The organism is Mesomycoplasma ovipneumoniae SC01 (assembly GCF_000218525.1).
Taxonomy (GTDB): domain Bacteria; phylum Bacillota_I; class Bacilli_A; order Mycoplasmatales; family Metamycoplasmataceae; genus Mesomycoplasma; species Mesomycoplasma ovipneumoniae_A.
The window spans coordinates 55,385-80,367 of the sequence record NZ_AFHO01000012.1; the positions used below are offsets into that span (position 1 = coordinate 55,385).

Annotated in this window: 21 protein-coding genes; 10 read left to right on the forward strand and 11 right to left on the reverse strand. The window is 27.1% G+C overall.

The genetic code is table 4. From position 1 onward, the window contains the following. Positions 1-32 precede the first annotated feature (32 nt). Entirely contained in the window at positions 33-824 is a 792-nt protein-coding gene (gene ylqF / locus MOSC01_RS0102710; protein WP_237700261.1) for a ribosome biogenesis GTPase YlqF, read from the forward strand. A gap of 281 nt (positions 825-1,105) precedes the next feature. Here the strand turns inward: ylqF and MOSC01_RS0102715 are convergent, their stop codons facing one another. The 11 genes from MOSC01_RS0102715 to MOSC01_RS0102765 all read right to left on the reverse strand — a co-directional run bounded on the left by MOSC01_RS0102715 (position 1,106) and on the right by MOSC01_RS0102765 (position 13,210). Then, a complete protein-coding gene (locus MOSC01_RS0102715; RefSeq protein ID WP_010321268.1) occupies positions 1,106-2,590 on the reverse strand; it encodes a hypothetical protein in 1,485 nt (494 codons plus the stop codon). Continuing rightward, the gene (locus MOSC01_RS0102720) at positions 2,580-4,679 is read right to left on the reverse strand and encodes a S8 family serine peptidase (protein WP_010321269.1); all 2,100 of its coding nucleotides are present in this window, start codon (positions 4,677-4,679) and stop codon (positions 2,580-2,582) included. The genes MOSC01_RS0102715 and MOSC01_RS0102720 overlap by 11 nt, the downstream gene beginning before the upstream one ends. A 434-nt stretch (positions 4,680-5,113) precedes the next feature. Beyond that, positions 5,114-6,601: a hypothetical protein gene (locus tag MOSC01_RS0102725; RefSeq protein ID WP_010321270.1), complete on the reverse strand. Its 1,488-nt coding sequence runs from the start codon at positions 6,599-6,601 to the stop codon at positions 5,114-5,116. 474 nt (positions 6,602-7,075) lie between these two features. After that, a complete protein-coding gene (gene lepB / locus MOSC01_RS0102730; RefSeq protein WP_029513095.1) occupies positions 7,076-7,561 on the reverse strand; it encodes a signal peptidase I in 486 nt (161 codons plus the stop codon). Between the two features lie 73 nt (positions 7,562-7,634). Continuing rightward, positions 7,635-8,333 carry a pseudouridine synthase gene (locus tag MOSC01_RS0102735; protein WP_010321272.1) on the reverse strand — a complete coding sequence of 233 codons (699 nt, stop codon included), beginning with the start codon at positions 8,331-8,333 and terminating at the stop codon, positions 7,635-7,637. After that, entirely contained in the window at positions 8,320-8,742 is a 423-nt protein-coding gene (locus MOSC01_RS0102740) for an iron-sulfur cluster assembly scaffold protein (protein ID WP_010321273.1), read from the reverse strand. Before MOSC01_RS0102740 ends, MOSC01_RS0102735 begins: the two co-directional genes overlap by 14 nt. Beyond that, a complete protein-coding gene (locus tag MOSC01_RS0102745) occupies positions 8,735-9,880 on the reverse strand; it encodes a cysteine desulfurase (protein ID WP_010321274.1) in 1,146 nt (381 codons plus the stop codon). Before MOSC01_RS0102745 ends, MOSC01_RS0102740 begins: the two co-directional genes overlap by 8 nt. After that, on the reverse strand, positions 9,873-10,586 hold the full coding sequence (locus MOSC01_RS0102750) for a TlyA family RNA methyltransferase (RefSeq protein ID WP_010321275.1): 714 nt from the start codon (positions 10,584-10,586) through the stop codon (positions 9,873-9,875). The genes MOSC01_RS0102745 and MOSC01_RS0102750 overlap by 8 nt, the downstream gene beginning before the upstream one ends. After that, complete coding sequence (locus MOSC01_RS0102755; protein WP_010321276.1) at positions 10,587-11,048, reverse strand: hypothetical protein; 462 nt, start codon at positions 11,046-11,048, stop codon at positions 10,587-10,589. After that, positions 11,014-11,808: a transcription antitermination protein NusB gene (locus MOSC01_RS04570; RefSeq protein WP_010321277.1), complete on the reverse strand. Its 795-nt coding sequence runs from the start codon at positions 11,806-11,808 to the stop codon at positions 11,014-11,016. Before MOSC01_RS04570 ends, MOSC01_RS0102755 begins: the two co-directional genes overlap by 35 nt. Positions 11,809-12,013: 205 nt before the next feature. Next, complete coding sequence (locus tag MOSC01_RS0102765; protein WP_010321278.1) at positions 12,014-13,210, reverse strand: phosphopentomutase; 1,197 nt, start codon at positions 13,208-13,210, stop codon at positions 12,014-12,016. A 75-nt stretch (positions 13,211-13,285) separates the two neighbouring features. On the opposite strand from MOSC01_RS0102765, the gene MOSC01_RS0102770 reads away from it, so the two are divergent. The 9 genes from MOSC01_RS0102770 (at position 13,286) to MOSC01_RS0102820 (ending at position 24,412) form a co-directional block, all read left to right on the forward strand. After that, entirely contained in the window at positions 13,286-15,325 is a 2,040-nt protein-coding gene (locus MOSC01_RS0102770; protein ID WP_010321279.1) for an Mbov_0121 family peptidase domain-containing ABC transporter, read from the forward strand. Further along, a complete protein-coding gene (locus MOSC01_RS0102775) occupies positions 15,297-15,680 on the forward strand; it encodes an MAG1140 family protein (RefSeq protein ID WP_010321280.1) in 384 nt (127 codons plus the stop codon). The genes MOSC01_RS0102770 and MOSC01_RS0102775 overlap by 29 nt, the downstream gene beginning before the upstream one ends. A 20-nt stretch (positions 15,681-15,700) precedes the next feature. Continuing rightward, the gene (gene ybeY, locus MOSC01_RS0102780; RefSeq protein WP_029513097.1) at positions 15,701-16,153 is read left to right on the forward strand and encodes an rRNA maturation RNase YbeY; all 453 of its coding nucleotides are present in this window, start codon (positions 15,701-15,703) and stop codon (positions 16,151-16,153) included. After that, positions 16,153-16,548, forward strand: coding sequence for a cytidine deaminase (cdd, locus tag MOSC01_RS0102785; protein ID WP_010321282.1), 396 nt, complete (start codon positions 16,153-16,155; stop codon positions 16,546-16,548). The genes ybeY and cdd overlap by 1 nt, the downstream gene beginning before the upstream one ends. 2 nt (positions 16,549-16,550) lie before the next feature. Then, complete coding sequence (era, locus tag MOSC01_RS0102790; protein ID WP_010321283.1) at positions 16,551-17,435, forward strand: GTPase Era; 885 nt, start codon at positions 16,551-16,553, stop codon at positions 17,433-17,435. Positions 17,436-17,689: 254 nt separating this feature from the next. Beyond that, positions 17,690-19,051, forward strand: coding sequence for a dihydrolipoyl dehydrogenase (locus tag MOSC01_RS0102795; RefSeq protein ID WP_010321284.1), 1,362 nt, complete (start codon positions 17,690-17,692; stop codon positions 19,049-19,051). Positions 19,052-20,144: 1,093 nt separating this feature from the next. Continuing rightward, on the forward strand, positions 20,145-21,965 hold the full coding sequence (locus MOSC01_RS04245; RefSeq protein ID WP_010321286.1) for a GDSL-type esterase/lipase family protein: 1,821 nt from the start codon (positions 20,145-20,147) through the stop codon (positions 21,963-21,965). 283 nt (positions 21,966-22,248) lie between these two features. Further along, a complete protein-coding gene (locus MOSC01_RS0102815) occupies positions 22,249-23,685 on the forward strand; it encodes an MFS transporter (protein ID WP_318023786.1) in 1,437 nt (478 codons plus the stop codon). Then, positions 23,678-24,412 carry a glycerophosphodiester phosphodiesterase family protein gene (locus MOSC01_RS0102820; protein ID WP_010321288.1) on the forward strand — a complete coding sequence of 245 codons (735 nt, stop codon included), beginning with the start codon at positions 23,678-23,680 and terminating at the stop codon, positions 24,410-24,412. Before MOSC01_RS0102815 ends, MOSC01_RS0102820 begins: the two co-directional genes overlap by 8 nt. The last annotated feature ends 571 nt before the right edge of the window (positions 24,413-24,983 follow it).

Consider the following 24,983-nt stretch of genomic DNA (forward strand, 5'->3'; position numbering starts at 1 on the left):
ATTACATGAAAATAAATTGATTTCCAGGCCATATGGCAAAAAGCATAAATGACATAGAAAATAAAGCGCGAATAGCAGATCTTTTTATTTTAGTTGTGGATGGCAGATGCCCTATTTCTAGTCTAAATGAGAATTTTTTGCAAATTGCAAAACAAAAAATGACACTAGTAATAGTAACAAAAATTGATCTAGCTGATAAAAATAAATTCACTAAAATAAAAAAATTTTTTACGGATAAAAAATTTTTTATTCTCTTTGTAAATTTACGAGATTATTCAGCTAGATTAGAAATTATATCACATTTAAATAAAATATTTAAAATAAAACAAGAAAAAAATTCAACTAAATTTTTCTCACCAAGTCTAAAATGTTTTGTTGTCGGAGTACCTAACACTGGAAAATCAACGCTAATAAATTTAATCACAAAATCACAACTAAAGGTAGGAAATCAACCGGGAATAACGAGAAATAATCAATGAATTAGCTATGATAAATTTCTTTTTCTTGACACCCCAGGAATCCTATTGCCAAAAATGGACGATCAAATTTTAGCCGTTAAATTAGCTATTATTGGTTTGATAAGGTGGGAAATTCTAAATATTAGTGATCTTTTTATTGAAGCATACAAAATAATTTCTGAACAATATCCAAATTTCATCACGGATTTGGAACTAAAACCTACACTAATTGATTTAGAAATTGAAGAAAACTTATTAATTTTGTGCAAAAATAAAAATTTTATAAATAAAAGCGGTCTAGATTTGCCTCGCTGTCGAAAGTGATTTTTAATGCATATTGGCAAACAAAAAATTACATTAGATTAATTTTTTAAAGAAAATTAAATTTCACTAAGAAAATTTTGATTAATTAATTTTTAAAAAGATCTAAATTATTGTGTTAATTTAGGTGCAAAAACGGGACGTTTTTCTCGCTTTTTTGCCCTGCAAAAGCAATTTTGTTATTTTAGATTTTAACTCTATGTTTTTTTAGTTTTTCGCTTTCAAAACTAAAAAAGTCTATAAAATGGTTGTTTAAAATGCAAAAGAGTTTTTGCACAAACTACAAATAAAAAACTAATTGTCTGATTTTTTCTACTAATTTAAACTTATACGTGGTTTTTGTCTGGTCATTTTTTCTTTTTTTCTTCTTCATATTTATCTAAATAATTGTTTTTTAAATCCTCAATTAGTTCAACACGGCTAATGTTTTTATCAAAAACGATATCTTTATTTTTAGGAAAAGCCAAGATTTGGAAAGCCACTTTTTCAAAACTAGAATCAGGACTTATAGTAAAATTTAGTGTTAAATCTGTTTCAAAAATTGTTGTCAAAAAAATATTATTGTTTTCTGTTTTTCTAAGAACCAATTTTTCTCATTCCATGTTTTTTGGAAAATTAGTAGGAGCCGATATAGGGTTGGCAGGTCATTTTGAAGGTGACCAGTAACCCATTCGCTCCCAAGTCTCGTAAATAAAAATATTATTATTTTTTAGGAATTCATCAAGTTTTTCTCGGTTTAGAAATTTTTGCTCGAAATCAGAAATTAAATTATTTAGGTCAAGTTTTAATTTAGGATCTAATTTTAAAATTCGGTCAATAATTGTTGTCTTAAATTCGTCAATATTTCTAATAATTGCATGTTTTTTTGGTAAAAAACTGTTAGATCAAGGATTAATTTTATTTGTAATTAAATCAAGAATTTTTGGCTTTAAAGTTTTAATATTATTAATTCTTTGGCTAAAATGGATAATATCAAACATAAAAGAGGGGGATGAACCGCTAATCTCGTTTTTTGACAAATTGTACTTTTTTGCGAGTTTATTATAAATTTTTTTAGCTTCTGCTTCAATTAATATTTTCTTCTTTTCATAATCTATAATTTTATCATTATCACCAGCATAAATTTTTTCATCAATATCCCTAAAGGTGATTGTTTTATTTTTAGGGTAGACTATAACATTAAAAAAAGGCGAATCATCAAAAACTACAGTGCGTTGAACTAATTCTCCTTCTTTAACATAATCTGGTACAAATCTTGTGGCTATAATGTTTGAAGAACCATTTTCTTCAAAATAATAGTAGGTAACACGAGTTGGCCTTGAATATCTAACACGTTCGCGTATTATAATATTATTTTTTTCTAAGACTTTTTCAAGAAGTTCTCCTTTTAGAAATTTGTCTTCAAATTCTGTCTTGAGTTCAGAAGTATTAACATTGGAAAAATTAGGATTATTTTTTATAATTTCTTCAGTTCTATCAACAATATTTTTTTGAAATTGTTCGAGGTTTTCAATTGTTATTCTACTTTGTTCGCCAAGGAATAAAAATTTGTCTCGCTGCTTTTCGGGTTGATTGTAAAACAGATTTAAGGCTGAAAAAGTTCCGTTTTTTGCATTAAATTCTTCATAATGCTTTGCTAGTAAGTTTAAAAAATAGTGAGAATTGTAATTTTGGGTATTGTTAATTCCGTCATCTTTGTTAAAAATTTGCTTATTAATAAAATGAATTAAATTTCCGCAGGAAGTTAAAAAAAATGTCGGAATTAAAAGGGTTGTTCCCAAAAATTTAGTGAGAATTAGTTTATTTTTCATTATTAACCAAATAAGAAAGTGCTAATTTATCTTCAACAGAATTATCAAAAATTACAGATTTAAATTTTTTGACATAAAGCCGGTAGTAGCCTGATTTTTCTGCTTTAAAATTGATTAATTCATCATTGCTTTTAGAGCTTGTTGACCAAGAAACATCAACTCAATTATTATTCGAATCAAGTTTTTGCAAATACAAATCATAATCTGAAATAAAATCGCCATTTTGATTTTTTTTAGTAGTTTCTAGCTTTAAACGTTCAGAATTGATATGTGTTTCTGACCATTTGTCAAAGTCATTTTTATGTTGGTTCATCTTAGATTTAGCATCTAAAATAGCAGCGGCGCCTGCAACAGGTAAACCAATCGGAGTAAAAGGTGTTAAAAATCATCATCAACTTACGTAGTTGCTCTTGTCAGGAGCGGCTACTTTATTTTTTAAAAGACCAGCGTTAAACATTCAAGATAAAGAAGCTTTAATTCTGTCGTTTGAATTTACTCAGAATGGTTCGCTAGTAAAAATTGTTTCACGGTCTGATTTTTTTTGGTCTCTAATAAAGTAGGTATTTTCACTAGCTTTTAACATATTTTTAAAATCGGGAGTGCCTGAGCCATATTTTTCAAAATAACCACTTCGTTTTATAATTAAATCACTATGATCTGGGGAAATTGCCGAAGCAGATAAAATTGCTTTTAATGCTATTAGTCTATTATCATCATTATCTAAATTTGGTTTTTCTCTTAGGAATGTTGATATTAAACCAGTGACAATAGGGGCAGCAAAACTAGTTCCTCTAACAAAACGATCCTTAAAATTAGTAACAGGATTATAAATCCGTCCGGGAGCGACGACTAAAGGTTTAGCCAATTCATAATATTTTTGATCAGTTTTATAATTTGAATAGTCAGCAATTTTGTTTTTGGCAATTTTTCAAGGCTCAGAATTATCATCGAGTGCACCAACAACTATAGAATTTAAAGATAAACTTTTCTTATCTATTCAAGGGTGATCCACAATTTTCCCATCATTTCTTTCCATTGCACCATTACCCGCCGAAAAAACGTTAATAACACCATATTTTCTTGCTAAAAAATCAAGAAAAAAGGCGTCTTCTTTATAATCGTAAAAATCTTTTCCTGCGCCCCCATAACTGTGATTTATTACCCTAACATTATTGGTTTCAACCATTCATTCAATTGCTTTTTGTCATTGGCTGTGAGTAGTATATATAGACAAATAGGAAGTTGACTTGGTATCAATGCCTAGTTTACTACCTAATATTAATGATACTAAAGTTGAATGATATGGTTCGTTTTCATCATACTTCGTTGTAATTGGTTTAATTCACTTATTAGTAGATCCCAAGTCGTTAATATGAATGTTATTATCATTAAAATAACTCTTAAAATTATAGTTAAATTCATCCTCAACTTCAATTGCACCAACTTTTGTTTGTGGTGTTTTATAAGTTGATTTATCCTTTTTAGCCTGTTCTTCAAAATTAACTATCTTAATATTTTTTGACATTGATTCTTTAAACTTGTCAATTCGACTTTTAGGTCAATATTTAGGTAAATAAAAGTTGTAACCATTTAGAAATTGATCATTATAATGAAACCAACTTAAAGGCTTTATTTTTTTATCTCCTTCATTTTTATATACGATGTAACGACTAATGGACGAGTTTTCTATTGAATTTTTTACAAAAAACTCTCTATCATTCTCGGTATCAAAATAAAACCATACAATCGGTAATATTTCACTGCTCTTAGCTTCTTTGAATTTTAATCTTGATTTTTCTATTTTTTTAATAAATTCAAGATTAAAATTACTGATTTCTTTAGAATCAGTACTCAAGAAATCAGGGTTTAACAATAGTTTTAATTCGAATTGATTATCAAAATCATCAATTTTTGACGAGCTACTTAACTGTTTGGCAAAAGGCTCTCTTATATCAATTTTATTACTAAAATTTGAAGAATATCAATATTTTTTAGTATCAAAATTTATAAGAAAAGAGTGATATATTAAAAAAATTGATGGTCAAAACAGCAATAATAAAATTATTTTTTTAAATTTGGCTAATTTCATTTTTCGCACCTAATTAAAATTATTTATAAAAATTATAACATGTTTTTGCTTTTTAATTTAATTATATTCGTTTTGTTATCACTTTAATTTTTTTATTGAAAACCCGACTTCTATTTTTAAATAAATATTTTATCATTATACTTTTATTAACAAATTATTACTAATAATCATGACCTTTATTTATTAATAATTTTCAATATTCTAAAAAATTTTAAAATTCTCACAATAAATTATTGACCTTTTGCCATAAAAAAGAAAATAAAATTAAACCAGGTCCTTAAAAGTTACTTATCATATAAAAGCGCAAATTTTATATTAGGTAAATTATTTATCCAAATCTTTTAAAATGAACATGAGAGAAAAAATCAGCAAAAGTGGTGCGGTCAAAATCATAGAAAAAAATTATTTGTCTGATTTTTTCTACTAATTTAAACTTATACGCGGTTTTTTTCTTTTGGGTCTTCTTTTTCTTTTTCTTCATATTTATCTAAATAATTGTTTTTTAAATCCTTGATTAGTTCAAGTCGGTTAACGTTTTTATCAAAAACAATATTCTTATCCTTAGGAAAAGCCAGGATTTGGAAAGCAACTTTATCAAAACTAGATTTAGGACTTCTAGCAAAATTTAGTGTTAAATCCGTTTTAAAAATTGGTGTCAAAAAAATATTATTATCTTCTGTTTTTCTAAGAAGTAATTTTTCTCATTCAACTCTTTTTGGATAATTATTAGGATCTGGTATACTATGGGGAACCCATCTTCAAAATGATTCATAACCAATTCGCTCCCAAGTTTCGTAAATAAAAATATTATTATTTTTTAGAAATTCATCAAGTTTTTCGCCGTTTAGAAATTTTTGTTCAAAATCAGAAATTAGATCATTTTGGTCAAGTTTTAATTTAGGATCCAATTTTGAAATTCGGTCAATAATTGTTGTCTTAAATTCGTCAATATCTTTAATAATTGCGTGTTTTCTGTGTAAAAAACTGTTAGATCAAGGATTAATTTTATCTGTAATTAAATCAAGAATTTTTGGCTTTAAAGTTTTAATATTATTAATTTCTTGGCTAAAATCGATAATAATAGACATAAAAGAGGGGGAAGAAGTGCTAATCTTGTTTTTTGGCAAATTGTACTTTTTTGCGAGTTTATTATAAATTTTTCTAGCTTCTCTTTCAATTAATATTTTCAATTCTTTCTGTTCTTCATAATCTATAATGTTATCGCCGGTGTAAATTCCTCCGTCAATCTCCCTAAAAGTGATTGTTTTATTTTTAGGGTAGACTATAACATTAAAAAAAGGCGAATCATCAAAAACAACATCAGGTTGAACTAATTCTCCTTCTATAATATAATCTGGTGTAAATCTTGTAGCTGTAATGTTTGAAAAACCATTTTCTTCAAAATAATAGTAGGTAACACGAGTTGACATTCAATAGCTGCCAGCTTCTGCTATTATAATATTGTTTTTTTCTAAGACTTTTTCAAGAGGCTCTCGCTTTAGAAATTTGTCTTCAAATTCTGACTTGAGTTCAGCGCTATTAACATTGGCAAAATTAGGATTATTTTTTATAATTTCTTCAGCTCTATCAATAATATTTTTTTGAAATTGTTCTAAGTTTTCAATTGTTGTTTCACCTTCTTTACCAAGGAATAAATATCTGCCCCGTTGTTTTTCGGGTTGATTATAAAACAGATGTAAGGCTGAAAAAGTTCCGTTTTTTACATTAAATTCTTCATAATGTTTTGCTAGTAAGTTTAAAAAATAGTAAGAATTATAATTTTTTGGATTGTTAATTCCGTCATCTTTGTTAAAAATTTGTTTAGTAATAAAATGAATTAAATTTCCACAGGAAGTTAAAAAAAATGCCGGAATTAAAAGGGTTGTTCCCAAAAATTTAGTAAGAATTAATTTATTTTTCATCATTAACCAAATAAGCAAGTGCTAATTTATTTTCAACAGAATTATCAAAAGTTGCAGATTTAAACTTGATATAAATTCGATAGTAGCTTGATTTTCTGTTTTAAAATCAATTATTTCATTTTCTGATTTTTTTGGTCTCAAATAAAGTAAGTATTTTCACTAGCTTTTAAGATATTTTTAAAATTAGTAGCGCTTGACCGATACTTTTCAAAATAACCAATTTTGTTTTTGGTTAAATTACTATGATCTGCAAAAATTGGAAAAATAGATAAAATTGCTTGTTACCTTCATTAAATTCTCCTTATAATTTGTTCTTATATTTTTAACAAATTATATCATGATCTTCAAAAACAAGAAAGTAAAAAATAAAAAAATATAATTTCACCATATTTTGTAAAAAAATTATATTTTTTTTATTTTAACAGATGTCTATATTTATAAATTAATAAATTTATATAGAGAAAGAATTAACCCCTATAAAATTCCAATGACATCATCTAGATCAAAAAAACCAAAATCTCTGCTGTCGCTACTGTTTTCCAAATTATCACCAACAGCAAAAAATTTATTTTCAGGCACTGTTCCATCGAATAAAAAAGTCGCGCTTTTAATAAAATCTGCAACTTTTTTATCATTTATGTAAATTTCATTTTCTTTAACAGTTATTTTATCGCTCGGAAGCCCCAAAATCCTTTTAATTAAAACTATTTCTTTGTAATTAAAAGCGACAATATCGTTTCTTTTTGGTGATTTTACCCTATTAATAAAAATTTTTTGCCCGTGTTGAAGAGTTGGAAACATCGAGTTACCTTCAACATCAACTAACCTAAAAATAAAAGTAAAGAGAATAAAAACTGTTAGGGCAATTGAAAAGACTAAAGCTGACAAACCAAATAAAAGGGTTTTTTTATTAAAAAATTTTTTCTTTGGTTTATCAGTTACAATGTTATTTTTTTCCATAGTTGAATCATTTTTCATTTAAGTATTATACGAATAATTATATATAATAGTTGCTTAGCTAAAATTTATTTTGTTAAAAAAGATTCTTTAGTGACAAAATTTCGGCTTGAGATAGTTTACGTTTTTCGCCTGGCTTTAAATTTCCAAGTTCAATAGTTGCAAAACTTAGTCTTCGGAGCATAAGTACTTTTTTGGAAACAAAGATAAAAATTTTTTTAACATGATGGTTTGAACCTTGCCAAACTTTGACAATATATGTCCGGGAAGCAACTTTTTGAACTTTTTGAACAGATTTTACATTATCTAAATAAATTTCATTGTTATTCAAAAAGTTAATTTCTTCATCATTCAAATTAAAATCAGTTTTGACTAAATATGTTCTCTGAATTTTTGAGCTAGGATGAAGTAATTTATTGCTAGTTTCACCGTCATTTGTTACCAAAATTAGCCCGGTTGTTTCAAAATCCAGTCGTCCTACTGGAAACAAATAGGAATTTTTATTAAAAAATTCCATTATTGTCGGCCTATTTTGTGGATCAATTCGACTTGTAATATAATTTTTTGGTTTATTTAGTGCATATCAGACGATTTTTGGTTTTTTATTTATTTTTTGACCGTCAAACTCAACAACATCCAGGTCAGAAATTTTTTGGCCTATTTGTGCAAATTCGCCATTAATTTTTATTCGTTTTTCATTGATTAATATTTCGGCTTTTCGTCTGGAGGCAATTCCCATTTGTGATAAAAATTTATGAATTCTAACTGTTTTCATGATTTTTAATTTGTTTTTGCAACAAAAACAAAGGAAGACTAATACAAATTACTCGGTTTGGGTGACTTTTAACCATAAAAAGTGCATTTAAATCTTCTAAAATTGGAATAATTTTTTGAGTTTTAATCATTTCTTCATAATTTTCAAGCAAAATTTGTGCTTCTTTTATGGTTTTATTAATTAAAATTTTTTCAAATAAATAACAACTTGCGAGCAAAAGAGCACAACCTGAAGCGCAAAATTGTATTTTTTTAATTTTTTTGCCGATAATTTCTAAGTCTAACTGCGCCCAATCATCGCAGTTATTATTCATTTCAGAGTTTGTTGACTTACAAATTCGTCGCTTTTCTTTGAATTTTTCATTAGCTTCGACAATAATATTTCGTCGAATAATAAAATCATTATACAAAATCTAAAAACCTCTTTTCTTCTAAGTTGGTAATCAAGTTGTCAATATCAGCAAAATCATTATAAAAACCAAGCGAAACTCTGATGAAACTATCATTTTTTAGCACTTTTTTTAGTAACGGAACACAAAAATTTCCGCTTCGCACATAAATATCGTTATTTCCTAGGTATGAAGCAACATCTTGAGCGCTAAAACCTTTAATATTGAAAATTATAATATGGTCGCCTTTTTTAGAAAAAATTTCAATATCATCAATTTTTTCTAATTTTTCATATAAATAATTGGCCAAAATTTTAATTTTTTTATAAATTGTTTCAATCCCAATTTTATTTATAAAATCAATAGCGGCATTTAAGCCCCAAATTGCAGCAAAATTTAGTGTCCCTGCTTCAAATTTGCGATAATCATTATAAAAAAACAAATTTTTGTTGTCAAATTTTCTAATTATTCCCCCTCCAAATTTTACAGGTTCTAGTTCTTCCAACAAATAATTTTTTATTGCAAGCACACCTAATCCAGTTGGCCCGTAAAATTTATTAGAACTAAAAGCCAATGCGTGACAAAATTTCATACTAACTTTTTGAAAGTTTATTGATTGTGTTGCATCATTTATTACAAAAGCGCCGTTTTTTAAAGCTTTTTCTCAAATTTTAGCTAAATCTAGATCAACTAAAATTGAATTATTTGCCTGACTTAAAGCAATAACACCTGTTTTTGGTGAAATTTTGTCAATTAATTTTGTGCTATAAACAATTTTTGCGCCCACCTTTTGAGCAATTTTGACTCAAACAAGTAAATTTGAAGAATGATTTAAAGGTGACAACAAAATTTCATCTCCCTTTCTTATGAATTTTTTAATCATGTTGGCAAAAAGATTTATCGATTCTGTTGTTCCAGAAGTGAAAATAATTTCATCGGGAAGACCATCAATTAATTTTGCAATTTTTTCACGAGTTTGATTTAAAATCTGTAAATTTTCAAAGGCGATTTTTGAATTTGATGAATGCGTATTAACAGCACAATTTGTGTAAAAATGGTTAATTTTTTCAATTACAGATATTGGTTTTTGCGTCATTGCTGCAGAATCTAAATAAGTTACCTTATTTAAAAAAGGGAAAAACTGTTTATAATTAGTCATTTTTCTTGATAAAATGCAAAAAATATTCTATATTTTTTGATTTTAGTCCTTTAATTGGTGATTTAGTCGAATTAACAAAATCAAAGTCGTTTTTAGCAAATTCAACCAGTCTGTTAATTAAAAACTCATGAAATTCAGGCGAAACATAACCGCCTTTTTGGACATATTTTGAGCTAGCCTCAAATTGAGGTTTAAATAAAGCAATAAAACTTTGCCCTTTTTTTAACAAATTTTTTACAACACTAACAACAATTTTAAGACTAATAAAGGAAACATCGCAAACAATTATGTCGATTTTTTCATCAAAAAAATCGCTTGTAACATATTTAATGTTGGTTTTTTCTTTTACTGAAACTCTAGGATCAATTCTTAAAGAATAATCTAATTGGTTCAAACCTGAATCAAGAGCATAAACCTTTTTTGCACCTTTTTCAAGGCAAATTTGTGTAAAACCACCTTTAGAAGACCCAATGTCTAGAACAATTTTGTCATTAAAATCAAGTCCAAATTTTTCGTAGGCTCAAAGCAATTTTATGGCACCGCGGGAGACATATTTTTCCTTTATTTCAACTGTTACTTGGTCTAAATTTTTAATTTTATATGCTGGTAAAAGGCATATTTTATTATTAACTTTTACATGACCAGTTTTAATTAATGACTCGGCTTTTTCAAAACCCATGCTTAGAATTTTACTAAGTAGGTTCATTTATTTTCATCTCCTTAAAATTTCAATGATTTTGATATTAAAATTTGGATCACTTTTTATTCATTCAAGCGATAAATTGTTAAAAGCGTCTCTTCGACGGTCTTCAAAGTCGAATAATTTTTGTCTGAATTTAAATCTTTGTAGGTAAATTTGTCAACTATAAAACAAAAAAATTGCTAAATTTTTATGAATTCTTAGGTTGCTGAGTAAATTTAAGTTTAAAAACTGCTTCATGCATGAAATTCAATTTTCAACTTTGTAAATATTATTAATTAATCTTAAATCAAGTTGAGCACATTGTTGATTTGAAACACTAATTTCTAAAATTTTTGAAAGGTTATAAAATAAAAATTTAAATTTTTTTCCAAGTATTTTTTTATATTTTCAAAATTTAACCTCAATTTTGATATGATTTTTTATTTCATGTTTATTTTTGAGGTCTAAGAAGATTCTTGTTTTCATAATAATTGTATACTTTTTGCAAAACAGCATTTACAAAGCTAAATTCATCGCCACCTTCAATGCTAAAAATTTTAGTGATTTCAATAGCCTCATTAAAAATAATTCGGCGAGGTTGGAAAAATAATTCAGCAGCTCCCAAAAGCAAAATTGATCGAATTAATGGCAATATTCTATCTCAACTTCAATTAGATTTTAACTGTAAAGTAATAACTTTTTTCAAAAAAACATAATTTTTCTTGACAAAAGTAAGAATTTTTAACTGATCAAAAGTCACTTCAAAATATTTATTTTTTATTTCATCAATGTCGATATTTTTATCAAAAAGTTGTGAGCCATAAATAATTGAAATATTAGCCATTCTTTTGATTCGTTGTTTGGATAGACTTTGAAACTCAAGACACTGATTTTCATCGTCGACTTCAGAGATTTTAGTATGCTTATTTTGGTAATTTATTGATTGACTATTTGAGCAAAAAGCTCGATTTTCATAGGTTATTTTCGTTAAATTACTGTTATGTTGACAACTTTGGGATCTCAAGTTGCCTGAGTTTTTTAGCCCGTCTTGAGTTTCATTTTGGCTTGAATTACCAAGTAAATTTTTAGTAATATTACAGTCGAGCGAACTTTCAAAAAGAGAGCGTTGCTTTTGTAAAACGTGCGCAAATTCCTTTGCTTCTTGATCAAAATAAGGATGAGTATTTTTTTTCTTATTCCTATATTTTTGATTTTTTGGTGAATATTTTTTGTTTAAATGATTCATTTTATTTCACTTTTTTTGCTTTTGCTGGCTAGATAATTGAGCTTAAATCTGACTAATTATAAAAAAATAATAAATTATACTTTAAATTTAATAAAATTTTATCATTTTTCAATATATTAAAAAGAACTTATAACAAATTATTTAGCCCTTTTATTGGAAAAATTCTGAAGTTAAAATATTTTAAAATAGTAAGTTCAGGGAATAATTATTCTAAAGAGTCAAAAATATCTTCACCTATTTCTGCTAGCTCAACTTGAAAATTTCTGGCAATTATGTTTCCGATAGTTGCAAGTGAATCAACAGGATTTTTTAATTTTTTTGACTTTGATGTGAATTTTTTTGAAAAAATTGTTAGTGGTAGTGCCTCGCGTGTGTGATTTGTGCCAGGAAAACAAGGGTCATTTCCGTGATCAGAAGAAACAATTAATAAGTCATCATCTTTTAAAGTATTTACTAATTTTGCTAGTTTATTGTCAAAATTATTTAAATTTTGACAATATCCCATAATATCACGACGGTGACCATAACTTGAGTCAAATTCAACCAAATTCACAAAAATAAATTGATTTTTTGTGGATTTGGAGGCAATATCAATTGCGATATCCATATTGTTTTCATCACTGTCAGGCCCAAAAATTGTATCAAGCCCCTGTTTTGAAAAAATATCACCAATTTTACCGATTCCTATTGTTTCAATTCCTTTTTGTTGTAATCTATCAAGAATTGATTTTGGCGGTGTATTTGCATAGTCGTGTCTATTAAAAGTTCGTGTAAATTTTCCGTTTTGGCCAATATAAGGGCGAGCAATAACGCGAGCAACGTTTCATTCTGGCTTTGAAGAACAAATTTTTCTTGCAGCTTTTGCATAGCGATATAGATTTTCTAGTCCTAATTTTTCTTCATGACCACAAATTTGTAGAGTGGAATCAGGTGAGGTATAGACAATTATTTTGCCCTCATCGATAGATTTTTGTCCTAATTCTGACAAAATCACAGTCCCACTAATTGATTTATTACCAATAATTTGTCGATTATCAAAGACTTTTTCGAGCTCTTTTATTAGTTCATTAGGAAAACCCTGATCAAAATTTGGGTTAGGCTTAAGAGTTTCAATTCCCATCATTTCTCAATGACCCGCTAGTGTGTCTTTAGCTTTTGATTTTACGATAATTTTTGAAACATAAGCAAGTGGTTCTTTATTTATTTTGCCACTATTTTCAATTTTAGCCACATTAGAAATTCCCATTTTTTTTCAAAAAGGAATTTTTAATTCACCAGTTTTTGAAACACAATATAAAGTATTTGCGCCCGAATCGCCAAATGAGTCTTGAAAACCATCATCACCAATTCCAAGCGAGTCGGTTATTATTAAGAAAATGCGATTAAATTTGTATTGTTCCATAATTTTTTGTTAGTTTTTCCTAAATTTTTTTATTTTTTAATATTTTAATAAATTTTACAACAATTAGAGCAGAAGATGAAAGTATTTTTGCAAAAGGATTTAAAAGATTGTGGATTGGCGGTTCTTCAATCAATTTATCATTTTTTCTATGATAAAAAAATATCAATAAACTCTTTAAAAACAAAAGTTTTTTATTCAAATGACGGGATAAACATCGCTAATTTAGAACGATTAGCAAAGGAATTTGGAATTATTCTTGAATCTTACGGGGGCCCTTATGAGAATTTAAAAACCTTAGAGATCGTAAAACCAACGATTATTCTAATTAAAACAGGTGATTTAAATCATTATGTTTTATTGACAAAAGTAAAAAAATCAAAATTTGAAATTATTGATCCCTTAAAAGGAAAAATAAAAATTAAAGCTGAAACAATGGCAAAAATTTTCCAAAATGTTGTAATTTTTGCCCAAAAGGATCCTGAGTATAAAAGATCAAAAGTAAAAGATAAATCATGAAATAATTGGTGGTTTTTCCTTGAGTCAAAAAGTAATTGGTATCTTATTTTTTTATTTTTTATAACTGCAGTTAGTAATTTTTTATCTTCATTATTCATGAAAACAATTATTGATAAGGTTTTGCCACAACAAGATATTGGCCTTGTTATAAAAGTGAGTATTTTCTTTGCTTGGATTGTAATTTGGCGAATTTTACAGGATATTATTAAAAAAATATATATTCACAAAATTGAACTAAAAATCGAAAAAGATATTTTTGACCGTTTTTTTAATGCTCTAAAAACAGGTAAAAATTTTCAACTTTTAAAATTAGACAATCATGATTATATTAGGAGAATTAATTTAATTCCAAGTTTTGCGGCTTTTTCGGCCAGTTTTTATTACCATATTTTTAATGAAGTTATTACTTTTTTAATTTCATTTTTTATATTGTTGTGGATAGATATTAAAATTTTGGGCTTAATTATTGGAATAGGCATAATTTACCTTTTTATTAGCATAATTGTGCGAAAAAGTATTTCAAAAAATCACCAATTTTTAATGGAAGATCAACTAAATAGTTTGACAAGCACAAATGACATGATTTTTTCGCTTGAAAATTTAAAGCGCGATGATGTTTATAAAAATTTAAAACATCAATTCGATGAAAAATATTACCGTTATAAAAAAACAGAATTCAATATTTGGAAAAAAGAAAGTTATTTATCAAGTTTTAATAATTTTCTTTTTTCAATAGCACCGATTTTAATTGTAGTTATTTCCTCTTTTTGAATTTTTGATAAAAAATTATCAATTGGTGAATTACTGCTTTTTTTAAGTTTTTTTAGTTTTTTTATTAATCCGCTTTCTTCATTTGTTAATATAGTCACCAACTTGCCAATTTTTTTAAAGGAATTTGAGCTTTTAAATTTTGTGCTTAATATTGAAAAAGAGACAACCGGTAAATATCACCAAAAAATTTCAGATATAAAATTAAAAGATTTAAGCGTGAGTTATTATAAAAATAAGACGCTTTTTTATATAGAAAAAATGCAAATAAAAGAAAATTTGCACATAATTGGAAAAAACGGAAGCGGAAAGTCTACATTTTTACGACTTTTAAATCAGGAAATTGTTTATAACGGTGATTTTTTAATTAATAATCTTGATTTAAAATATTATGACCAAAACGAGTTGCGCAAACGAATTTGCTACATAAAATCACAAAATTATTTCCCTAATATTAGTGTTCTTTCTTTTATAACAAATGAAAATCCTGAAAAAATTCAGAATTTGATTAATAATTTTCAACGTTTTGACATTCAAGAAATGCTTTATGAATGACAAATTTCCCTTGATTCAAAATTTGTTAACAATGGCTCAAATTTTTCAAGTGGACAAAAGCAAATAATTGCAATTTTGCAACTTTTAACTAAGGATTTTGACTTAATTTTATTAGATGAGGCTTTTGAAAACATCGATGAAAAAAATTTCGAATTTTTAAAGAAAGTAATCTCAAATTACCAAAAAAATGCAATGTTTATCGAGATCTCTCATTCAAAAAGATATGTAATTGAACAAGGAGAAACTTTTGACATCAAAGATATATCAAAACAATAAGATAACAATAATAATTAGTGTCTTTTTGCTAATTTTGATGGGTGCAAGTTTTTACTATTTTTTTCAAATAAAAACTTATAGGACCGTTAATTTTATTTTAGAAATCGATGAAAAACACAAAACATTTGCAACAATAAATTCAGACATATATTATTTAATGGATAAAGATTCATTTGCCCAGTTTCAATTTCATGACCGAGTAGTTAGACTTGAAATTACAAAAATTGTTAATGTAAAACAGAATGAATTTGTTGTTGAGTTCACAAAATCACTATTATTAAAACCAAAAACTCAACTGCCAGCCGTTCTTTTTTTAAAAAATACAGGTAATTTTTTAGATCTTTTTACAAAATAGAATAAAATTAAATATAAATGGTGAAAATTCTAATTAATTTTGAGAACCAAAGTAAGGTTAAGTTTAAATTTTTAAAGTTGTTTAAAAAAATTTTTGAAATTTTTGCAAAAAATGAAAATTTAGAAGGTGAAATTAATCTAGATTTGATGCTAATAAGTGAAAAAAAAGCCCAAAAACTAGCCCTTAAATTCAAAAATAAAGATTATGTTCCTGATGTTTTATCATTTCCAAGTGGTTTGAAAATTCAAGAAAATAATTTGCAAATTCATTTTTTAGGCGAAATTTTTATGACACCATCAAAAATTCAAAAACAAGCAAAAGACTATAATCACACCCAAAAGCGCGAATTTTCATACCTTTTTGCTCATAGCCTTTATCATTTACTAGGTTTGGATCATGACAATGATGAAAATAATAAATTTATGCACGAAAAAGTGGAAAACATTTTAAAAAATTTGGAGATTTTTCGCTAATGGAACAAATATTTGAATCCCTAAAAAAACTAAGCAAAAATTCCTACTGTCCTTATTCTAATTTTCCAGTAGCCTCAATTTTACTAACAAAACAAGACCACACTTTTGAAGGTATTAATGTTGAAAATGCCGTTTACCCCGCAGGAATTTGCGCCGAAAGAGTAGCGATATTTCAGGCAATTGCCCAAGGAGTTAATCCTGAAAATTTTAAAGAAATTCACATTTATAGCCCAAAATCTAGTAAATTTATTGTCCCTTGTGGTCAATGTTTACAAGTTTTTGTTGAATTTTTTTCTGAAAATGTTAGTATTTTTCTTTATAATTCAAAAGCAGAATTTGTTGAGAAAAAATTAAATCAACTTCTCCCCTTGCAATTTAAAAAGGATTTTTTATAAATATGGAAACAAAAACATGTTTTGTTGCAGTTATTGGCCGACCGAATTCAGGCAAATCTTCACTAATAAACTCGATTGTTCAATTTCCGGTTTCAATCGTTAGTCTAAAAGCTCAAACTACCAGAGATGCAATTAACGCAATTTATAATAAAGATAATCTTCAAATAGTTTTTGTTGACACTCCCGGTTTTCATAATAAAATTAATAATTTAAGTAATTCCCTAAATTTGGCGATAAATTCAACACTTGAGGGAATAGATCTTGTTCTTTTTTTGCACCCAGTCAACGAACCAATTGATGAAAACACACAAGCATTTGCTAAAAAACTTTCAGATATTAAAAACAAAATCGCAATAATTACTAAAACTGATATTGAAGATGACGAATTTAATTTCGAAAGTCAGTCACAAAAAATGAAGGAATTTGAATTTGAATTTGATAGCATTTTACCTTTTTCAACTAATTTTGATGATTTAAGAACCAATTTATTAGCCCAAATTGAAAAATATGCCTATCCCTCAAATCATTTTTTCAATAATTTAGATGTTACCGATCAAAGTTCACGTTTTTTTGCAAAAGAAATAATAAGAAAACAAATACTTTTGAATGTTGATGATGAAATTCCGCACCAAACCGCTGTTGTCATTGACAATTTTGACGAATCAGAAAAAAATTGTATTCGAATTGATGCAACAATTTATGTTGGTAGAAAATCACACTTACCAATAATTATTGGTAAAGCTGGCGCGGTTCTTGGACAAATTGGCACTAACGCTCGCAAAGAACTGGAAGAGATTTTTGGTAAAAAAGTTGTTTTAAAAAACAGAGTAGCTGTTGCCAAAAAATGGTTTAACGACCCTAAAATGATTAAGAAATTTGGCTACTAAAAATTTAAATTTAGTATAAATTTTCTCTTAAATAATTAATTTGGCGACTATGCTAAAAAAGTATTTTTTGTTGCCTAAAATTACTAAAAAAAATTAAAAAATTTATTAAAAATAGACTTTAATTTTGAATAAATTAAATATTTTACAATTTTGCTGTAAAATATTTAAATAAGCAAGCATGCTTTTTGAAAAAATTATTTAAAAAGTTTGCTGCTCATAATTTATTAATTTTAATTTGAAAAAAGGAGTAATATATGGAAAAATTTGATATTGCAATAATTGGGGGTGGCCCAGGCGGATACTCTTTGGCAATTATTTTAGCTAAAAACGGCAAAAATGTTGCACTTTTTGAATCAAATTCTTTAGGCGGAACTTGTGTAAATAGGGGTTGCATCCCAACTAAAACAATTTTAAAATCTGCAAAAATAAGACAATTAATGTCTAATTCACATAAATACGGTTTTGAATCTAGCCACACATTTAATTTAGAAAAAATCTTTGAAAATGCACGCAATAATAGTAAAAAATTGCAACAAGCAATCAAAGGCGCCCTAGAAGGTGCTGGTGTTTCTATTTTTAACCAAGAAGCAAAATTACTTTCTAAAAACATAATTAAAGCTGACAACAACGAAATTTATGCCGACAAAATAGTTCTTGCAACCGGAAGCAGTCCAAGAAAAATAAAAATTGAAGACATTGAAAATGCAAATGTTTATACTTCTGATGATTTGATTTTAGATTATCACGATTTTGATGAACTAACAATAATTGGTGGCGGAGTTATTGCTCTTGAGTTTGCTAGTTTCTATGCCAACTTTGACAAAAAAATAACTATAATTGAATCAAATAAACAATTATTTGGCAATTTTGATGAGTCAATAAAAGACGCTGTTAATTCAATTATCCAAAGAGATAAAATAAATATCATAACAAATGCAAAAGTTTTAAAATACGAAACTGATGGTCTACTTATTCAGCAAGGTGAAACTATTTCTAAACATAAAACTCAAAATATTTTACTTGCAGTTGGTAGAATTGTTAATAATGATTCATTTTCTGAGTTAAATTTAGAAAAATATGACAATGGTGTTTTAAAAGTAAACGAATTTTTTCAAACTTCTGAAGAAAACATTTATGCAATTGGTGATTTAAACGCAATTATGATGTTATCGACGAGTGCATATAAACAAGGAGATGTTGTTGCAAAACATATTTTGCACCAAAAATCTGATGAAAAATTTGTAAAATCCAATGTTCCGTTTGCAATTTATACAAATCCAGAAATTTCATTTGTTGGAAAAAGTGAAAAAGAGTTAGAAAGTGCAAAAATTGAATTTGAATCAGCGCAAATTTTTGCAAAAAATTTGCCAAGAGCGCATGCTAACTTAGATTTTGAAATTGGTTTTGTCAAAATTAATTACGAAAAAAACACTTATAAAATTCTATCAGCAACTATTTTCCTTGAAGATTCAGCGACCTTGATTAACCAAATTGCATTAGCAATAAGCAAAAATATGACAATTTTTGACCTTCAAAATTCAGCTTTTACCCACCCTACACTTGCTGAATCTGTTTATTATATTTCAAGAAATATCGCTTTTAGTAAAAAATCCTAATAATTACTGTTTTTCAGACTAAAATTTCAGTTGAAATTTTAGGAAATTAGTTTCTTTTTTAAATTGGTTAATTCTAAAACCGTTGTTTTTTGCTAAAATCAATTATAATTTAGTTTCCTTTAAGGAAAGATCTGGCAAAATAAAGTAAATTAGCATATTCCCGAGTTTCCCAGTTTGATGAGATAGTCTTAAACAAGTGTCCTGGTTTAGTTTTGGGCACTTTTTTAACTTTTTTGGCAAACTCAAGAAAAATAACTATCAAGGCAAAAACTCTAAATTTTAAATCTAACACTCATGAATGCAAAATCTACTTATTAACCAAATAAAGCAAACTAAAAAAGCTAAAATTTTAACTTAAAAAGCAAAATTATAAAATATTTAAACTACTTTTTTTAGTTTAAAACACTGGCAAAAATCAATTTATGATGAAACAACAAAAATCATAAAAAAATACAACTACTATTTAAACTCAATGCAAATAGAAAACTCGTTGTTATTTAAATTGAGCCTAAAAAAACATATGAAGTTTTGAAAGAACAATAATTAAAAGCCATAAATTTATAGATTTCTAAACGGTCAAATTTAAGGCACTCCATCATATTTAAAAATATAATGGGAAATTCGCATTTTCTGATTTTTTTATGACAAAAACATAACTAATTCCTCCTTAATTCAATATCAAATTTATTAATTCATTCTTAGTGAGGTTTATTATAACATAATTTTATTTTTGACCAAACATTTTTTTTTTTTTTTACAAAAGGTTAGTTTAAAATAATAAAAATTAAGATTTTAGCGGTCAAAAAACACAGATTTACGGCTATTTTTGCGTATTTATATTCACTAAAAAGTGAATTTTGCCATCAAACTGGCAAACTCAGGAAAAACTTATTTTTGGGCAACCTTTGCTAGAAATTAAGTTTGGTATTCTAATAAAGCTAAGAATAATTTTGACTATAAAAATTACATGCAAAAATAAAAAATAATCTTCTTTTTGATAAGTTAATATACTAATTTACATTTTTTTGTTTCTTATCTTTTCTTTTTTTTAGTATAATTTTAAATTTATTAAACTAAAATCGAAAGGAACAGTATGAAATACAAAAATCTTCAAAACTATCCCGTTAGAAAAAGATTAAAATTTATATCATTAGGTTTATTACCAATAGCTACTACAGTAACGTTTGTTGCATGTATCTCATCACAAGAATCAACACAACTTTCAAGATTTAACTATTTAGCAATTGGTGATTCTGTTACCGCCGGATTTAATCAAGATACATATCGCGATTTTCAAGGTAAACTTAACTCAGGAAGCGTAAGTGGTCTTTCGTATCCTTCCTTTTTTGCACACTTTTTGCAAAAATTAAACAAAGATTCGCTTGTTTCATATGATAATTTGGCCTTTTCTGGTGCAACAGTAAAAAATTGACTTAATTTAATTAATCCTACAAAATACCCAGCTGGAAAAGTCGCTGATAATCCTTTTGTTCCTAAAAATAACGATCAAAATACAAAATTCAATGATTTATCTACCGTTTTTGGCAATTTTAATAAATCAAGTTACCCTGAATTAACTCAAAAAATTAAAAGCGCTAATCTTTTAACAATGACTCTTGGCGCTAATGATATTTTCTTAGCTGCAACTAAATTTGGTCCACTTTTATCACCTGAAACATCTGGAATTAAAGAGGAATTGGATAAAATTACTGTAGAAACTGCTCAAGAAACAGCTCCAGCTGATCCTAAGAAAAAAGAAGATTTAAAACCAAAAATAGCCAAATATATTCAAAACGAAATTTCAGCCAAAATAACAGAATTAAAATCAGATTTAGAAAATCTTTTAAAAGAATTAAAGACAATTAATCCTAATTTGCATATAAATTTACTTCCATATAAATTGCCAAACTCACTTTTAGTGCAAATTTTAAGCAACCTTTTTGCTAATGATTTTGGTTTAGAAAAAGATTATTTCCAAAAAGTTACAACAGAAATTAATACCGCAATTCGTGAAACAGCACAAAAAGTTAATGTAAATTATGTTGATCCATTTGATTCAGAAATTTGAAATGATTCTGATACAAAATTAGGAGCAACACAATTTGATATTCACCCTCAAATTAAGGGGTATAAAAAAATAGCTGAACAATTATTGCTAAAATTAGCAACCGATCAATCTCAAGCTGGTGCTGTTGTTGATAATATTAAAAAATCTACAAAATTCAGCGACAATGCTTCAGGAAATTTAACATATAAACGTGTTATTGATCTATCAAGTGTTGCAAAAACCAACGAAGAATTATTGAAAAAAATAAACGATAATAAATCCGAAACTGATTTCATTAGTGATGAGTCTGAATTTGAAAAAGCCCAAAGTTCACTAATGAGTGCCGATAAAAGAGATTTAGCTGCTTCAATGTTATCAGTTTTAAGTTCAGACATTTTTGGGAAATTAGATTTTAAAGACTTAGTTAAAAAATCAGGAAGCTTTTATGCTAGATATCTTGTTAGATTTATCCCTGAAACAGCATCAGAAAAATCTCTAGCAGAAATTTTAAAATCACTTGGAGAATTTGCTAAACCTTATTTAAATAAACCAGATACTGATATAGTTAAAGCTGCTCTTGATAAAGTAATAGCTGATCTAGAAAAAAATGTAAAAGATCCTAAAAACCACTCAAAAATCAAATTTCCTTCAATAATTGGTAGCATCATTTCTGCCTTTGTTTCAAATCTTAATTTTACAAAGGTTTTAGCGGATTTACCGAAGTTAACAGGTAATCAATCATCATCAACTCCATCAACTTCAACTTCAACACCTTCACCTTCAACCTCATCAACTCCATCATCAACGCCTTCTTCATCTTCAACCCCATCAGCTTCACCTTCAGCAGGTTCAACCTCCGGTTCTTAATCTCACCCTTAAAACACGTTATTAAAAATTAACACTTAAAAAACATGGCATTTTTTAATGTCATGTTCTTAAACCGAAAATAAAAATGCAACAAATAGTAAAACAATATTATCGTTGCATTTTTTTTATTTCCATTTATGAAATAATTTAGTAAATTTGTGCTTTTTTAATAAAAATTACGAATATATTTCATATTTGCTTTTTTTGGCCGGAATTTTAAAACTTTCTTGCAAATTTATTATATGATTATTAATATAGTAAATTTAATTTTTTGAAAGGAGAAATCATAGTTAAAACAAGATTTTTTAGTAAATTTAAAGATTTTACTTGATCACAAATTTTTGCCTTAATAATATTAGCGGCTGCTGATGTTTTTGTTATCGCTGCCCCTTATTATTTAAAAAATATTGTGCCGAATTTGCATACATATTTAGGAATTCGTGAAGACCAAGTAGCTTCTTTGACAGCCATTATTGGTTGAGTTACACTTGCAACTCAACTACCGGGCGGATTTTTATCTAACAGAATTAGTTCGCGTTGACTCTTATTTATTGCTGTTTTATCAACAGGAATTATTACATTTTGATTTGGTATAACCATCAAAAATGCTCAACAATTAGGTGAAGAAAGTGCTTTGACTCAATATAAAATTATTTGAGGTCTTTGAGGAATCACATCAACCCTAATCTTTTGAACCCCGCTTTGAAAACTAGTTTCACAGCAAACCGACCAAAAAAATCAAGGTCTTGCTTACGGAATTCAAGGTAGTGCAAACGGTGTAGTTGGATTTTTCCTAGTTTTTGTTATTGGCTTAATTATTACTTCAGTTTATTATCCAGACAATCAAAATACTAGAGAAATCAATTCCACACCTTTTGCCGCTTATACTTTTACAATTGGTAGTTTTTTAGTAATTACTTCATTTTTAGTTCTCTTTTTTGTCAAAGAGAAAAAAATTGAACGTTATACTAACAAAATTAGTTGAGAATCTATCAAGAAAAATATTAACCAAATTTTTGTCTCACTTAAAAATTGGAAACTATGAATGCTTTCAATTTTTGTAATGGGAATGTATACTTTCCAATCAGTTTTTGCCTATTACTTAGTTCAAGTGTTAAATAATGTCTTTTTAGCACCTACAATTTTAGTTACAATTCTTGGTGGAATTAGAACTTATGGACTTCGAGGTTTAATTAGTTCTTATGTTGGTTACTATGCTGACAAATTTAGAAGCTACATTCTCATTTTAGTTTTAACAGCAGTGACAGGAATGTTTGTTATTTTAACTATTTTACTTCTTACCTTAGCTGGAATTCAAGAACCTGGAACTCCACTGTTTATCTTCTTTATAATATTGGTTACAATTTTATTCTTAATCGCAGGTTCTCTATCATGAGTAATGGTAACTCTTAGATTTACTCAAGTTGCTGAAATTGAAATTGGTAAAAATAACTATGCAAGTTCAGTTGGAATTCTTTCATTTATTGCATTTTCGCCAGATGCTTGATTTTATGAATTATCAGGATATGTTGGAAAAGTCTATACAATTGAAGGACAAACAAATACTTCGCCTTTAGGTTACCAATTAATTTTAACAATCGCATTAGGTGTTGCCTTATTTGGAACAATTTGTGGTCTAATAGTCTTTTTACACAATCGCGCTGAACTTAAAAAGCTAGGCAAAACAAATTATCGCTGAAGGGAATTAGATAATGCCTAAAAAACAATTGTTAATAGCGCACCGTGGTTATTCAGGAATCGCACCTGAAAATACCAAACTAGCTTTTGATTTAGCATATGAATTTAATTTTGATGGAATCGAATTAGATGTTCATTTAACTAAAGATAATAGAATAGTTGTCATTCATGACGAGGATACTAAAAGAACAGCTGGTGTTGATAAAATAATTGCAAATAGCACTTTATCTGAATTATATAATGATGACCATAGTTTACATTTTCAACTTGAGACTCGTAAGCAAAGGATTTTAACACTTGAGGACTTTTTAGATCTTTATCTAGATAAGTTTGAAGTAATTAATGTTGAACTTAAAACTGACCAAACTGAATACATTGGAATTGAAAGAGTTATTGATGACTTATCAGTTAGATATGGGAAAGACTTTTTTGACAAAATAATTTTTTCATCTTTTAATTTTTCAACACTTGTTCGTATGTTTAAATTAAACTCTAAATATCAACTTGGTTTTTTATTTTGAACTAAAACTCAACTAATAAGTGTAAGTCAACAAGAAATTAAACAAATTTGCAAGTACCTCCATCCTTGAATAGATTTATATGACGAAGAACAAGCGATGATTGAAGCTTTTGGTCTACCACTAAACTTATGAACTCTCAAATCAAAAGCCCGCTACCAAAAATATTTAAATAACAAACATGTATATAGTCAAATAAGTAATTACAAATATACCAAAGATAATAACTAAAATTCCAGTCAAACAAAACCCGAGTTTCCCAGTTTGATGAGATAATCTTAAAAAAGTGTCCGTTTTTTGGGCGCTTTTTAACTTTTTTGGCAAACCTAGAAAAATAACTATCAAAGCAAAAACATTGAATTTTAAATCAATCATCACGAAAGAAAAATCTACTTATTAATAAAATAAGGCAAACTAAAAAAGCTAAAATTTTAACTTAAAAACCAAAATATGAAATATTTAAACTACTTTTTTAGTTTAAAACACTGGCAAAAATCAATTTATGGATAAAACAACAAAAATCATAAAAAATACAACTGCTATTTAAACTCAATGTAAATAGAGAACTCGTTTTTACTTACATTGAGCCTAAAAAAATATATGAAGTTTTGAAAGAACAATAATCAAAAGCCATAAATTTATAGATTTCTAAACGGTCAAATTTAAGGCATTCCATCATATTTAAAAATATAATGGATAATTCACATTATCTTATTTTAATACGACAAAAAACATAACTAATTCCTCCTTAATTCAATATCAAAAATTTATTAATTCATTCTTAGTGAGGTTATTATAGCAT